At 52.7% G+C, this 14,845-nt stretch carries 11 protein-coding genes; 3 read left to right on the top strand and 8 right to left on the bottom strand.

Annotated features, from left to right (window positions below; all coding sequences use genetic code 11):
* The first annotated feature begins 38 nt into the window (after positions 1–38).
* From IP581_RS01155 to IP581_RS01145, 3 genes are all read left to right on the top strand, one after another.
* On the top strand, positions 39–1,568 hold the full coding sequence (locus tag IP581_RS01155) for a sensor domain-containing diguanylate cyclase (protein ID WP_097402123.1): 1,530 nt from the start codon (positions 39–41) through the stop codon (positions 1,566–1,568).
* Between the two features lie 145 nt (positions 1,569–1,713).
* Positions 1,714–2,019: a PTS sugar transporter subunit IIB gene (locus IP581_RS01150; RefSeq protein ID WP_017460023.1), complete on the top strand. Its 306-nt coding sequence runs from the start codon at positions 1,714–1,716 to the stop codon at positions 2,017–2,019.
* A 4-nt stretch (positions 2,020–2,023) separates the two neighbouring features.
* On the top strand, positions 2,024–2,341 hold the full coding sequence (locus IP581_RS01145; RefSeq protein ID WP_017460024.1) for a PTS lactose/cellobiose transporter subunit IIA: 318 nt from the start codon (positions 2,024–2,026) through the stop codon (positions 2,339–2,341).
* Positions 2,342–2,574: 233 nt separating this feature from the next.
* Here the strand turns inward: IP581_RS01145 and rpoC are convergent, their stop codons facing one another.
* The 8 genes from rpoC to secE all read right to left on the bottom strand — a co-directional run bounded on the left by rpoC (position 2,575) and on the right by secE (position 14,669).
* Entirely contained in the window at positions 2,575–6,798 is a 4,224-nt protein-coding gene (rpoC, locus tag IP581_RS01140; protein WP_086868568.1) for a DNA-directed RNA polymerase subunit beta', read from the bottom strand.
* A 76-nt stretch (positions 6,799–6,874) separates the two neighbouring features.
* Positions 6,875–10,903, bottom strand: coding sequence for a DNA-directed RNA polymerase subunit beta (rpoB, locus tag IP581_RS01135; RefSeq protein WP_086868566.1), 4,029 nt, complete (start codon positions 10,901–10,903; stop codon positions 6,875–6,877).
* Positions 10,904–11,227: 324 nt separating this feature from the next.
* Entirely contained in the window at positions 11,228–11,596 is a 369-nt protein-coding gene (gene rplL / locus IP581_RS01130; protein WP_014882064.1) for a 50S ribosomal protein L7/L12, read from the bottom strand.
* A 66-nt stretch (positions 11,597–11,662) separates the two neighbouring features.
* On the bottom strand, positions 11,663–12,160 hold the full coding sequence (gene rplJ / locus IP581_RS01125; protein ID WP_038865708.1) for a 50S ribosomal protein L10: 498 nt from the start codon (positions 12,158–12,160) through the stop codon (positions 11,663–11,665).
* Between the two features lie 300 nt (positions 12,161–12,460).
* A complete protein-coding gene (gene rplA / locus IP581_RS01120) occupies positions 12,461–13,165 on the bottom strand; it encodes a 50S ribosomal protein L1 (protein ID WP_086868564.1) in 705 nt (234 codons plus the stop codon).
* A 3-nt stretch (positions 13,166–13,168) separates the two neighbouring features.
* Entirely contained in the window at positions 13,169–13,597 is a 429-nt protein-coding gene (gene rplK / locus IP581_RS01115) for a 50S ribosomal protein L11 (RefSeq protein WP_002438627.1), read from the bottom strand.
* Positions 13,598–13,738: 141 nt separating this feature from the next.
* Positions 13,739–14,284 (bottom strand): transcription termination/antitermination protein NusG, encoded by a 546-nt coding sequence (nusG, locus tag IP581_RS01110; RefSeq protein ID WP_006816549.1) that lies wholly within the window; start codon positions 14,282–14,284, stop codon positions 13,739–13,741.
* A gap of 1 nt (position 14,285) precedes the next feature.
* Complete coding sequence (secE, locus tag IP581_RS01105) at positions 14,286–14,669, bottom strand: preprotein translocase subunit SecE (protein WP_003033128.1); 384 nt, start codon at positions 14,667–14,669, stop codon at positions 14,286–14,288.
* Positions 14,670–14,845: the final 176 nt, after the last annotated feature.

The raw sequence follows: 14,845 nt of genomic DNA, 5'->3' as shown, positions 1-14,845 counted from the left end.
GTTAACAGTTCCTCTTTTGCATGTTCAAGGACAAGAAAATGCATATCAAACAACTATCCTTTACAAGACCAATTCTGGTGAGCCTTGCCGGCATCCTCCTCAGTTTTGTGATCATCGCGATAATGATTATCGTCGGTATGCGCAAAGAGACGCTGGAGGAGTACCACGATGTGAATCGTAACTTCGCGCATAACCTGGCGGTGAATTACACCCAGTCGATCCTGCGCGAAAACGACTATGTTCTCAATCGCGCCGCCGCATTCTTCGCCCATGACGATCAGTTATACGCCACCGTGAACGGCGATCGGGACAAGGGGCTGAAATTACTGATGCAGTTGCTGGCGCTAATGCCCTCGGTATCGTCGATTTCTCTCGCCGACTCGCGCGGCACTTATTTGCGTGCGCCACAGGTGATGGGCAGCGGTGAGCGTTTCAACGCCAGTACGCGCCCGTGGTTTATGCACCAGGCGGAAGCCAGCATGTTTAACCACTATACCCACACCTATATGGATTTTTTTACCCATAACCCGACAGTGAGCATCTATAAACCGGTGATAGCGCCAGACGGTAAATTAAAAGGAACGCTGGCTTTTCATCTTGATCTGGCCTCAATGGGTTACACCCTGCGCACCATGCAACCACCGATGCCTGGTGAATTCTTCGTTATCGACGGCGAAGGCAAAGCGATGCTGCACCCGGACACTGGCGCGCTATACAAGACCCTTATCAGCCCGGCAATACTCGCGGCGATGACCAGTGCTGAAAGCGCGCTTTACGATGAAAAAAATGCGTGCTGGTATTACTACTATGCTTTCACCAACCCGGAATGGTTTGTCATCTATAAAGTGTCCGCCAGCACACTTGATAAACGCGTTCGCCATCAAATGCAGCTTGTCGGTTGGGGGTTAACCACGGCGGCAGTGTTTATCATTCTGTTTGGCCTCTATTTACGCCACAGCGCGCGCACGGTGCTGATCAACATCATTGATGCGATAAAAACCGGTGATGTAACCCGCGCACCACGGCTCGAAGCGATGCTGAGTAACGCCATTGAAAGCAGTAAAAAGCGCGAGCAAACATGGGTACGACAGGCGACCATGGATGCGCTGACCAATTGTAAGAATCGCCGCGCCTTTGATGCCGATATTACCGCGCTGATGAACGATCATCAGCCGTTCGCGCTGGCGTTAGTGGATATCGATAATTTCAAATCGATTAACGATACCTGGGGCCATTTGAATGGCGATATCGTGCTGCGCAACGTGGCGCGCGAAGGTATTCAGATCCTGCAGCCGCAGGGGATTTCGCTCTATCGCTACGGTGGCGAAGAGTTTGCGGTGATTTTCCCGCATGCGCATATCGATAATTCGCTGGCGCTACTGGAGCAGTGGCGTGTGAAAGTGGAGAACCGAACCTGGCGTGAAAAAGAGCTGTCGGTCACCTTTAGCGCTGGTTTGGGCGAGTGGCACATGGAACCGCTGAACCAGTTGGTCGGCCGTGTGGATGAAGCGCTTTATAAAGCGAAGCAGCAAGGTAAAAACCGGATTCTACTGGTGAATCACCCGTAACCAGGCGGCGCTTCGCAAGGTTGCAACCGGTTTCATGTTATGCAGGGATTCTTTGTGATGCCCTACACACAATCGCGGTAAAGCGGTTGTTGAACCCAACAGTGCGGGATAATTATCACCTATCCCATCAACACCGAGGCTGACTATGAAAAACATCGTTTTATGCTGTGCAGCGGGTATGTCCACCAGCATGTTGGTGCAACGCATGAAAGACGCGGCGCAGAAAAAAGGCGTCGAGGTCACTATCAAAGCGGTTCCTGTTGCGGAATTTAAAGATGAAATTGCAACAGCGGATATCGTGTTGCTGGGGCCGCAGGTGAAATACGAGCAGGCAAAATTGCAGGCGCAGGCGGATCCGCTGGGTAAGAAAGTGGCGGTTATCGACATGATGGATTACGGCATGATGAAAGGCGATGTCGTTCTGGAAAAAGCCCTTAAGCTACTGGAGTGAAGGCGTGGAAGATTTAGAAACCATCATTATGGAGTTGTTGGTTAACGCGGGCGCGGCGCGTAGCCAGGCATTAACCGCGTTACAGATGGCGCGTAAAGGCGACTTTGCAGAAGCAGAAAAAGCGATGGAGGAGTCGCGCGAATTCGTTAAAGCCGCGCATAAAATTCAAACTCAGCTTATCGGGCTCGATGAAGGCACCGGTAAGCTGCCGGTGAATTTGATCACCGTTCATTCACAGGATCACCTGATGAACGCGATGGTGATTCAGGATCTGGCAACCGACATGATCGAGCTTTACCGCCGCATCCCACCGCGTGATTAACACATCGCTTTAATACGACCACTATGCCCGCTCTGGCGGGCTTTTTTTCGCGCAGCCAAAAACCATGACGTATTTTCCCTACGTAAATGCACCACATGGCAATTCGGAATGGTGCGGTGGAATGCTACTCCCGGTGCATATACAACGCGTCCTGCAGCGCGAGAACAGACTTAACGCGCGGATTTCAGGCGAAAAAAAACCCGCCGAAGCGGGTTTTTTATTACGCGAAACGATTACTCGTTGTCGGAACCACCCAGACCTGCGTTCAGCAGTTCTGCCAGGCTCGCGGACGCGTCTTCTGCAGTCACCTGCGGTGCTGCCGGCAGTTCGCCAGCGGCACGACGGCGCATACGATCCTGATGGTACGCATAACCGGTACCAGCCGGGATCAGACGACCCACGATAACGTTCTCTTTCAGACCACGCAGTTCGTCGCGTTTGCCCGCAACGGCTGCTTCGGTAAGCACACGAGTGGTCTCCTGGAACGATGCCGCGGAGATGAAGGACTCGGTTGCCAGAGACGCTTTGGTGATACCCAGCAGATCGCGTGCATAGGTTGCACCGATTTTGCCGTTCGCTTCGAGTTCGCGGTTAGCGATCTTGACGCGAGAGTATTCAACCTGCTCACCTTCCAGGAAGTCGGAGCTTCCTGCGTTAACGATGGTGGCTTTACGCAGCATCTGACGAACGATAACTTCGATGTGCTTATCGTTGATCTTAACGCCCTGCAGACGGTAAACGTCCTGTACTTCGTTGGTGATATAACGCGTTACCGCGTGTACGCCACGAAGACGCAGAATGTCGTGCGGCGCTTCCGGACCGTCGGAAACCACGTCACCACGTTCTACACGTTCACCTTCAAACACGTTGAGCTGACGCCATTTCGGAATCATCTCTTCGTACGGTTCGCTACCGTCAACCGGTGTGATCACCAGACGACGTTTACCTTTGGTCTCTTTACCGAAGGAGATGATACCGCTGATTTCCGCCAGGATTGCCGGTTCTTTCGGACGACGTGCTTCGAACAGATCCGCAACGCGCGGCAGACCACCGGTAATATCCTTGGTACCGCCGGATTCCTGCGGAATACGCGCTAGGGTGTCACCGGAGCTGATCTGTACGCCATCTTCCAGCTGAACAATCGCTTTACCCGGCAGGAAGTACTGGGCAGGCATATCGGTGCCCGGGATCAGTACGTCGTTGCCATTGGCGTCAACGATTTTCAGTGCCGGACGCAGGTCTTTACCGCCAGAGGTACGCTCTGCGGAGTCCAGAACCACCAGCGAAGAGAGACCGGTCAGTTCGTCGGTCTGACGCGTAATCGTCTGACCATCGATCATATCGGTGAAGCGGATGAAACCAGCCACTTCAGTGATAACCGGCATGGTGTGCGGATCCCAGTTTGCAACGGTTTCACCGCCAGCAACCTGCTCGCCATCACCTTTCGCCATGACCGCACCGTAAGGCACTTTATAGCTTTCTTTGGTACGACCGAATTCGTCGATCAGTTTCAGCTCAGTGTTACGGGAGGTGATAACCAGTTTGCCACTGGAATTCACAACCGTCTTCGCATTGCTCAGGCGGATGCTACCTTTGTTTTTCACCTGGATGCTGGATTCAGCAGCCGCACGAGATGCCGCACCACCGATGTGGAACGTACGCATCGTCAGCTGTGTACCCGGCTCACCGATGGACTGTGCCGCGATAACGCCGATGGCTTCACCTTTGTTGATGATGTGACCACGCGCCAGGTCACGGCCATAGCAGTGGGCGCACACACCAAAGTCGGTGTCACACGATACAACGGAACGCACTTTCACGGAGTCAACAGAGTTCGCTTCCAGCAGGTCACACCACTGTTCGTGCAGCAGCGTGTTGCGCGGAACCAGAATATCTGCGGTACCCGGCTTCAGAATGTCTTCTGCAGTTACACGACCCAGAACGCGATCGCGCAGCGGCTCTTTAACATCACCACCTTCGATAACCGGCGTCATGGTGATGCCTTCCAGCGTGCCACAATCGTCTTCGGTTACGACCAGATCCTGCGCTACGTCAACCAGACGACGGGTCAGGTAACCGGAGTTCGCGGTTTTCAGTGCGGTATCCGCCAGACCTTTACGCGCACCGTGCGTGGAGATGAAGTACTGGAGTACGTTCAGACCTTCACGGAAGTTCGCGGTGATCGGCGTTTCGATGATGGAGCCATCCGGCTTCGCCATCAGACCACGCATACCAGCAAGCTGACGAATCTGGGCTGCAGAACCACGCGCACCGGAGTCGGCCATCATGTAGATGCTGTTAAAGGAAACCTGCTGCTCTTCAACGCCGTCACGGTTAATAACGGTTTCGGTTTGCAGGTTATCCATCATCGCTTTGGATACGCGATCGTTCGCCGCGGCCCAAATATCGATAACTTTGTTGTAGCGTTCGCCAGCGGTCACCAGACCAGACTGGAACTGCTCCTGGATCTCAGCAACTTCGGCTTCTGCCTCAGAGATGATCTCGTGTTTTTTCGCCGGGATGACCATGTCATCGATACCAACGGATGCACCTGAACGCGCTGCATAAGCAAAGCCGGTGTACATCGTCTGGTCAGCAAAAATAACGGTCGGTTTCAGGCCCAGAATGCGGTAACAGGTGTTAAGCATTTTGGAGATCGCTTTCTTGCCCAGCGCCTGGTTGACGATGGAGAAAGGCAGACCTTTCGGAACGATCATCCACAGAATCGCACGGCCAACGGTCGTGTCTTTCAGGCTGGTTTTCGCTACGAATTCGCCGTTAGCGTCTTTTTCGTACTCGGTGATACGCACTTTAACGCGCGCATGCAGAGAGGCCAGGCCAGCGCGGTAAATACGCTCAGCTTCTTTCGGGCCAGTCAGCACCATGCCTTCGCCTTTGGCGTTAACACAGTCACGGGTCATGTAGTACAGACCCAGTACAACGTCCTGAGACGGAACGATGATAGGTTCGCCGTTCGCCGGAGACAGAATGTTGTTGGTGGACATCATCAGCGCACGCGCTTCCAGCTGGGCTTCCAGCGTCAGCGGTACGTGAACAGCCATCTGGTCACCATCGAAGTCGGCGTTGTATGCCGCACAAACCAGCGGGTGCAGCTGAATAGCTTTACCTTCGATCAGTACCGGTTCAAACGCCTGGATACCCAGACGGTGCAGTGTTGGTGCACGGTTCAGCAGTACCGGGTGTTCGCGGATAACTTCGTCCAGGATATCCCAAACAACAGCTTCTTCGCGCTCAACCATTTTCTTCGCGGCTTTGATAGTGGTGGCGAGGCCACGCAGTTCCAGCTTGCCGTAGATGAACGGTTTGAACAGCTCCAGTGCCATTTTCTTCGGCAGACCGCACTGATGCAGACGCAGGTATGGACCTACGGTGATCACAGAACGACCGGAGTAGTCAACACGTTTACCGAGCAGGTTCTGACGGAAACGACCCTGCTTACCTTTGATCATATCGGCCAAAGATTTCAGCGGACGTTTGTTGGAACCGGTGATCGCACGACCGCGACGGCCGTTATCCAGCAGGGCGTCAACCGCTTCCTGCAGCATACGTTTTTCGTTGCGTACGATAATGTCCGGCGCCGCCAGATCCAGCAGGCGTTTCAGACGGTTGTTACGGTTGATCACGCGACGGTACAGATCGTTCAGATCCGACGTTGCGAAACGACCACCATCCAGCGGAACCAGCGGACGCAGATCCGGCGGCAGCACTGGCAGAACGGTCAGGATCATCCACTCCGGTTTGTTACCAGACTGTACGAACGCTTCCAGCAGTTTGATACGCTTGGTCAGTTTCTTACGTTTGGTTTCGGAGTTGGTTTCGTTCAGCTCTTCGCGCAGCTGTTCGCACTCTTGCTCCAGATCCATGCTTTTCAGCAGGGCCTGAATAGCTTCGGCGCCCATTTTCGCGTCGAATTCGTCACCGAACTCTTCCAGCGCGTCCAGGTACTGTTCTTCGGTCAGGATCTGGTTACGTTCCAGATTGGTCATACCGCCTTCGATAACCACATAGGATTCGAAGTACAGAACACGTTCGATATCGCGCAGCGGCATATCCAGCAGCAGGCCGATACGGGACGGCAGAGATTTCAGGAACCAAATGTGGGCGGTCGGAGATGCCAGCTCGATGTGGCCCATGCGCTCACGACGCACTTTGGTCTGGGTCACTTCAACGCCGCACTTCTCACAGATCACACCACGGTGTTTCAGGCGCTTGTACTTACCGCACAGGCACTCGTAATCTTTTACTGGCCCGAAAATACGCGCACAGAAAAGGCCGTCACGCTCAGGTTTGAACGTACGGTAGTTGATGGTTTCCGGCTTCTTAACTTCACCAAAAGACCATGAACGGATCATGTCTGGCGAGGCCAGAGCAATTTTGATCGCATCAAACTCTTCGGTTTTAGTTTGCGCTTTCAGAAACTTTAATAAGTCTTTCACGGATTTGCTCCCGTCGGAGTTAGCACAATCTGGCGCCGGGTTTTACCCCGACACCAGTGACCTGTTTGAGCGAGAGTTACTCGTCTTCCAGCTCGATGTTGATACCCAGCGAACGAATCTCTTTCAACAGTACGTTGAAGGACTCAGGCATACCCGGTTCCATCTGATGGTTGCCGTCCACGATGTTTTTATACATCTTGGTACGACCGTTCACGTCATCAGACTTAACGGTGAGCATTTCCTGCAGGGTGTATGCCGCGCCGTATGCTTCCAGCGCCCACACTTCCATCTCCCCGAAGCGCTGACCACCGAACTGCGCCTTACCACCCAGCGGCTGCTGAGTAACCAGGCTGTAAGAACCGGTAGAACGCGCATGCATCTTGTCATCAACCAGGTGGTTCAGTTTCAGCATGTACATGTAGCCAACGGTAACCTGGCGCTCGAATTGCTCACCGGTACGACCGTCGAACAGTGTGATCTGACCGGAAGTCGGCAGGCCACCCAGCTGTAACAGTTCCTTGATTTCAGACTCTTTCGCACCGTCAAATACCGGCGTTGCGATCGGCATACCTTTACGCAGGTTTTCCGCCAGACGCAGAACCTCATCATCGCTGAAGGTGCTCAGGTCGACTTTCTGACGAACGTCAGCGCCCAGATCGTATGCACGCTGGATGAATTCGCGCAGTTTCGCGACTTCTTGCTGCTGTTTCAGCATGGCGTTGATCTTATCGCCGATACCTTTCGCAGCCATACCCAGGTGGGTTTCAAGGATCTGACCGATGTTCATACGCGACGGTACGCCCAGCGGGTTCAGTACGATATCAACCGGCGTGCCGTTTTCATCGTATGGCATATCTTCGATCGGGTTGATCTTAGAGATAACACCCTTGTTACCGTGACGACCTGCCATTTTATCACCAGGCTGGATCTGACGTTTAACAGCCAGATAAACCTTAACGATTTTCAGCACGCCCGGTGCCAGATCATCGCCCTGAGTGATTTTGCGGCGTTTCGCTTCGAGTTTTTTCTCGAACTCGTGTTTCAGTTCGTCATACTGCTCAGCCAGCTGTTCCAGCTGATTTTGTTTCGCTTCGTCGGTCAGGCCGAGTTCCAGCCAGCGGTCACGCGGCAGTTTGTCGAGCTTCTCAGCTTCAACGCCGCCGGAAACCAGCACGGTGTGGATACGGCTAAACAGGCCAGCTTCGAGGATCTGCAGTTCTTCAGACAGGTCTTTCTTCGCCTGTTTGAGCTGCATTTCTTCGATTTCCAGCGCACGTTTGTCTTTTTCCACGCCATCGCGGGTAAAGACCTGAACGTCGATAACGGTACCGGAAACACCGTTCGGTACACGCAGAGAAGAGTCTTTAACGTCAGACGCTTTCTCACCGAAGATCGCGCGCAGCAGTTTCTCTTCTGGCGTCAGCTGGGTTTCACCTTTCGGCGTTACCTTACCAACCAGAATGTCGCCGCCGGTCACTTCCGCACCGATGTAAACGATACCGGATTCATCCAGTTTGGAGAGCGCAGCTTCACCCACGTTCGGGATGTCTGCGGTGATCTCTTCTGGCCCCAGCTTGGTGTCACGAGACACGCACGCCAGTTCCTGGATGTGAATAGTGGTGAAACGATCTTCCTGAACCACACGCTCGGAGACAAGGATGGAGTCTTCGAAGTTGTAACCGTTCCACGGCATGAACGCTACGCGCATGTTCTGACCGAGCGCCAGTTCACCGAGGTCGGTGGACGGGCCGTCTGCCAGCACATCGCCGCGCTCAATTGGCTCACCCAGATAAACACACGGCATCTGGTTGATACAGGTGTTCTGGTTAGAACGGGTGTATTTGGTCAGGTTATAGATGTCGATACCTGCTTCGCCCGGGTACATCTCATCTTCGTTAACTTTGATAACGATACGAGAGGCATCCACGTACTGAACAGTACCGCCACGTTTAGCAACCGCGGTTACACCGGAGTCAACGGCAACAGCACGTTCCATACCGGTACCAACCAGCGGCTTGTCAGCGCGCAGAGTCGGAACCGCCTGACGTTGCATGTTCGCACCCATCAATGCACGGTTGGCGTCATCGTGTTCCAGGAACGGGATCAGGGACGCACCGACAGAAACCACCTGTTGGGTGGAAACGTCCATGTAGTCAACCTGGTCTGCGCTGAAGAGGCTGGATTCGCCTTTGCTGCGGCAGGTTACCAAATCGTCTACGAAACGACCTTCTTCCGTCAGGTTGGTGTTCGCCTGAGCGATAACGTAGTTACCTTCTTCGATAGCAGAAAGGTAATGGATCTCGTCAGTCACCACGCCGTCGGTCACTTTACGGTACGGCGTTTCGAGGAAGCCGTATTCGTTAGTCTGTGCGTACACGGACAAGGAGTTGATCAGACCGATGTTCGGACCTTCAGGCGTTTCGATCGGACATACGCGACCGTAGTGGGTCGGGTGTACGTCTCGAACTTCAAAGCCCGCACGCTCACGGGTCAGACCGCCTGGGCCGAGTGCAGAGATACGACGTTTGTGCGTAATCTCGGACAGCGGGTTGTTCTGGTCCATAAACTGTGACAGCTGGCTGGAACCGAAAAACTCTTTAACGGCTGCAGAGATAGGCTTCGCGTTGATCATGTCCTGCGGCATCAGGGTATCCAGATCGCCCAGAGACAGACGCTCTTTCACCGCACGTTCTACACGAACCAGGCCAACGCGGAATTGGTTTTCCGCCATCTCGCCGACGGAACGGATACGACGGTTGCCGAGGTGGTCGATATCATCCACTTCACCGATGCCGTTACGGATACCGATGAGCTTTTTCATCACTTCGATGATGTCTTCTTTGCTCAGGATACCGGAACCTTCGATGCTGTCGCGCAGCAGAGAACGGTTGAACTTCATACGGCCAACCGCAGAAAGATCGTAGCGGTCTTCGGAGAAGAACAGGTTCTCGAACAGGCTTTCCGCGGCTTCGCGAGTCGGCGGCTCACCAGGGCGCATCATGCGGTAGATTTCTACCAGCGCGCTCAGACGATCGTTGGTCGGGTCGACACGTACAGTCTCAGAGATGTACGGACCGTGATCCAGATCGTTGGTGAACAGGGTTTCGATACGTTTGTGACCAGACTGGCTCAGCTTCGCCAGCAGATCGAGCGACAGCTCCATGTTTGCCGGGCAGATCAGCTCGCCAGTAGATTCGTCAACGTAGTCTTTAGCCGCAACTTTGCCTGCGATGTACTCAACCGGTACTTCAATGTGTTGAATTTCGTCTTTTTCCAGCTGACGAATATGGCGCGCGGTAATACGGCGGCCTTTTTCAACATACATTTTGCCGTTTGCTTCGATATCGAAGGATGCAGTTTCGCCACGCAGACGTTCCGGCACCAGTTCCATCTGCAACTTGTTGTCGCGGATTTCAAAGACAACTTTTTCAAAGAACAGATCAAGAATCTGCTCAGTGGTGTAGTTCAGCGCGCGCAGAATAATGGTCGCCGGCAGTTTGCGGCGGCGGTCGATACGCACGAAGAGGTTATCTTTCGGGTCGAACTCGAAGTCCAGCCATGACCCACGGTAAGGAATAATACGTGCGTTATAAAGCACCTTACCAGATGAGTGGGTTTTACCCTTATCGCTGTCGAAGAAGACGCCAGGACTACGGTGCAGCTGAGAAACGATAACACGCTCAGTACCGTTGATAACAAAGGTACCGTTGTCAGTCATGAGCGGAATTTCGCCCATGTAGACTTCTTGTTCTTTAATGTCTTTAACGGTGCCTTCCGGCGCTTCGCGCTCGTAGATCACCAGACGCAGTTTTACGCGCAGCGGAGCGGAATACGTTACGCCACGGATCTGACATTCTTTAACATCAAAAACAGGTTCGCCAAGACGGTAGCTGACGTATTGCAGTTCCGAATTGCCGCTGTAGCTCTTAATCGGGAACACGGAGCGGAAAGCCGCTTCCAGACCGTACTGCCCTTCAGGATCTTGCTCGATAAACTTCTGGAACGAGTCAAGCTGGATAGAAAGGAGATATGGGACATCCAGTACTTGTGGACGTTTACCAAAATCCTTACGAATACGTTTTTTCTCGGTATAGGAGTAAACCATAGGGTTCCTCAGCTCGCTGACAAGTCGACCCACTCTGTCCGTCGAAAGGGACAGTTTATGCAACACTATTTTTTTAGACCGGAAAGTGGAGCACTTTCCGCAATGCTTGTTGCTATCACGCTTAAATCATTTCATTGCGATTTACACAGAAAGGATTTTCTGTCGCAGTATATTAAGTCGTCGATAGAAACAAGCATTGTAAAGGCTACTGGCAGTCAAACAGTGTGAAACGCTACCGGTACCTTCTACAGCGCAAAAAGGCTGGTGACCAAAAAGTCACCAGCCATCAGCCTAATTTCTCAGGCTGCAACCGGAAGGGTTGGCTTATTTAACTTCAACTTCAGCGCCAGCTTCTTCCAGAGATTTTTTCAGAGCTTCAGCGTCATCTTTGCTCACGCCTTCTTTCAGAGCGGCCGGAGCAGATTCTACCAGGTCTTTAGCTTCTTTCAGACCCAGGCCAGTTGCGCCACGTACTGCTTTGATAACAGCAACTTTGTTAGCGCCAGCGGCTTTCAGAATTACGTCGAACTCAGTTTTTTCTTCAGCAGCATCAGCAGCCGGGCCAGCAGCAACAGCTACAGCAGCAGCAGCAGAAACACCGAATTTTTCTTCCATTGCAGAGATCAGTTCTACAACGTCCATTACGGACATAGCGGCAACTGCTTCAATGATTTGATCTTTAGTGATAGACATTTAAATTGTTCCTGAATATCAGAATAAGTTTATACGTAAGCAAATGCTTTATAAAGAAAACTGCGATTAAGCAGCTTCTTTCGCATCGCGTACAGCAGCCAGAGTACGAACCAGTTTGCCAGCAGAGGCTTCTTTCATGGTTGCCATCAGGCGTGCAATTGCTTCTTCGTAGGTCGGCAGGGTTGCCAGGCGATCGATCTGGGACGCCGGGATCAACTCACCTTCAAAGGCAGCGGCTTTGACCTCAAATTTTGCATTCGCTTTCGCGAACTCTTTGAACAGACGAGCAGCAGCGCCCGGGTGTTCCATAGAGTATGCAATCAGGGTCGGACCAACGAACGCGTCTTTCAGGCACTCAAAAGCAGTACCTTCAACAGCACGGCGCAGCAGGGTGTTACGAACAACACGCATGTAAACGCCAGCTTCGCGACCTGCTTTACGCAGTTCGGTCATTTTATCTACGGTAACGCCACGGGAATCCGCAACAACCGCAGACAGCGCGCCTTTGGCTACTTCGCTGACTTCAGCAACAATCGCTTGTTTGTCTTGAAGATTTAAAGCCATTAGCTTTGCTCCTGGATGTTTGCCAGGGCTCATGCCCTGGAACTCACTTCACTCTTCTCAATGAAAAGAGCGTCTTAATACGGTGAGCAGAAACAAGCCAAAGAGTACTTTAAAAATAATCTTTAGGTTCTGTCACCGTCTACGCAGGGAATTAAGCTTCTTACGAAACACCTGCGGTCTTCGACGGAGGCCTGGATTAGGCCAGGCTCCAACGAACAAATCTGTTTGTTTGCTAACTTACGCTAGCAAAACGTGGGGGGAAGATTGTAGACAAATCCACCACCCACGTAAAGGCGAATATTAGTTCGCTACTGCGTTCAGACCAGCCTGGTCTACCGCAACACCCGCACCCATGGTGGTGGAGATGCTAATTTTCTTGATGTACACGCCTTTCGCCTGAGACGGTTTTGCTTTTTTCAGCGCTACCAGCAGAGATTCCAGGTTTTCTTTCAATTTGTCAGCGTCAAAATCCACTTTACCGATGGTGGTATGGATGATGCCGTTTTTGTCGTTACGGTAACGAATCTGACCCGCTTTAGCGTTTTTAACCGCTTCAGCAACGTTCGGCGTTACGGTACCAACTTTCGGGTTTGGCATCAGGCCACGCGGACCCAGAACCTGGCCCAGCTGGCCAACAACGCGCATTGCATCCGGAGAAGCAATAACTACGTCGAAGTTCATTTCGCCTTTTTTGATCTGCTCAGCCAGATCTTCCATACCTACCAGCTCAGCGCCAGCTGCTTTAGCAGCTTCAGCGTTCGGGCCCTGGGTAAATACGGCTACGCGAACAGAACGGCCAGTACCATGCGGCAGTACAGTTGCACCACGTACGTTCTGGTCAGATTTACGCGCGTCGATACCGAGGTTAACGGCAACGTCTACGCTTTCTACGAATTTAGCAGTGGCCAGCTCTTTCAGCAGAGCAATGGCTTCGTTGATGTCATACTGTTTGGTCGCATCAACTTTGTCACGGATCACGCGCATGCGCTTGGTCAGTTTAGCCATTTCTTAATCCTCCACTACCAGGCCCATGGAACGCGCAGTACCTTCGATTGAGCGAGTCATCGCTTCAATGTCGGCACCGGTCATGTCCGCGGCTTTAGTCTGAGCAATTTCCTGCACCTGAGCGCGGGTTACTTTGCCCACTTTGTCTTTGTTCGGCTTGCCGGAACCAGACTTGATACCAGCCGCTTTCTTCAGCAGAACTGCTGCCGGAGGCGTTTTGGTAACGAAAGTGAAGGAGCGGTCAGCGTAAACGGTAATAACAACCGGAATTGGCAGACCTTTTTCGATGGAATCAGTTTTGGCGTTAAACGCTTTGCAGAATTCCATGATGTTAACACCCTGCTGACCCAGAGCCGGACCAACCGGTGGGCTCGGGTTTGCCATGCCAGCTGCAACCTGCAGTTTGACGTAGGCCTGGACTTTCTTAGCCATTAAAATTTCCTCGTTTGGGTATAGCGCCCCGAAAGGCTCCCCGTGTTTGAATACGTTTTACGGATACGAGACCCATAAAAACAAAAGGCGCGAAATTGTATGTCAATTTCGCGCCCTGTGCAACGTTTGATCGCCGAATATTTAGGCTTTTTCGACCTGGCTGAAATCCAGCTCTACCGGGGTCGCACGACCAAAGATAGAAACGGACACTTTCAGGCGAGACTTCTCGTAGTCCACCTCTTCAACCACACCGTTAAAGTCGGCGAACGGGCCGTCGCTAACGCGGACCATTTCACCCGGTTCAAACAGCGTTTTCGGACGCGGCTTATCACCAACCTGCTGCAGGCGGTTCATAATCGCATCCACTTCTTTATCGCTAATCGGCGCCGGACGATCGGACGTGCCGCCGATGAAGCCCATTACGCGCGGAACGCTGCGTACCAGGTGCCAGCTGGCGTCATTCATCACCATCTGGACAAGGACGTAGCCCGGGAAGAATTTGCGTTCGCTTTTGCGACGCTGACCGCCACGGATTTCGACCACTTCTTCGGTCGGCACCATGACTTCGCCAAACAACTCTTCCATATTGTGTAATTTGATATGCTCGCGCAGCGAAGTGGCTACGCGGCCTTCAAAACCGGAAAACGCCTGAACGACGTACCAGCGCTTTTTAGGAGCTTCAGACATCTCAGAACCTCAGGCCAGTGATAAAGGAAACCAGGCGGACCAGAATACCATCCAGTCCCCACAGGATCAGTGACATGACTGCAGTTACGGCAGCCACGATCAATGTGGTGTGCAATGTTTCCTGACGAGTGGGCCAAATCACTTTACGTACTTCGGTTCTCGCTTCACGGGCAAAAGCGACGGTCGCTTTACCCTTCGTCGTCAACAGCGCGACACCACCTGCTGCAGCAATCAGAATAACAACTGCCAGCGCGCGGAGCGGCAGCATCATGTCACGATAAAGATAGTTGCCAACGATAGCCACGAGCAGCAGTACTGCAACAACAACCCACTTCATCGCTTCCAGGCCGCGCCCGCTCCCTTGAGCTTCGGTATTCGCACTCATAAACCAACCTGTCACAAGAATTCAGACAAACATTTTTGCCCCGCATAAGCGAGGCAACCAAACCGAAATGCTCTGGCGAGATTCGGACTAACGCCCTCTTCAGAGCCTGTCTCAGCAATGATTATGACAAATAAAATCACTGATGAGCCAGGTTCTGGTTCGAAAGCGTACAAAAA

Origin of the sequence: Kosakonia pseudosacchari, assembly GCF_015167415.1 — a bacterium.
GTDB lineage: Bacteria > Pseudomonadota > Gammaproteobacteria > Enterobacterales > Enterobacteriaceae > Kosakonia > Kosakonia pseudosacchari.
This window is presented reverse-complemented; position numbering and strand designations above follow the sequence as displayed.

What these genes read in the sequence shown, in the direction of transcription:
- rplJ (WP_038865708.1), bottom strand. Translation starts at nt 12,160, where the DNA reads ATGGCTTTAAATCTTCAAGACAAACAAGCGATTGTTGCTGAAGTCAGC.
- rplK (WP_002438627.1), bottom strand. Translation starts at nt 13,597, where the DNA reads ATGGCTAAGAAAGTCCAGGCCTACGTCAAACTGCAGGTTGCAGCTGGC.
- rpoB (WP_086868566.1), bottom strand. Translation starts at nt 10,903, where the DNA reads ATGGTTTACTCCTATACCGAGAAAAAACGTATTCGTAAGGATTTTGGT.
- rplA (WP_086868564.1), bottom strand. Translation starts at nt 13,165, where the DNA reads ATGGCTAAACTGACCAAGCGCATGCGCGTGATCCGTGACAAAGTTGAT.
- rplL (WP_014882064.1), bottom strand. Translation starts at nt 11,596, where the DNA reads ATGTCTATCACTAAAGATCAAATCATTGAAGCAGTTGCCGCTATGTCC.
- IP581_RS01150 (WP_017460023.1), top strand. Translation starts at nt 1,714, where the DNA reads ATGAAAAACATCGTTTTATGCTGTGCAGCGGGTATGTCCACCAGCATG.
- IP581_RS01155 (WP_097402123.1), top strand. Translation starts at nt 39, where the DNA reads ATGCATATCAAACAACTATCCTTTACAAGACCAATTCTGGTGAGCCTT.
- secE (WP_003033128.1), bottom strand. Translation starts at nt 14,669, where the DNA reads ATGAGTGCGAATACCGAAGCTCAAGGGAGCGGGCGCGGCCTGGAAGCG.
- nusG (WP_006816549.1), bottom strand. Translation starts at nt 14,284, where the DNA reads ATGTCTGAAGCTCCTAAAAAGCGCTGGTACGTCGTTCAGGCGTTTTCC.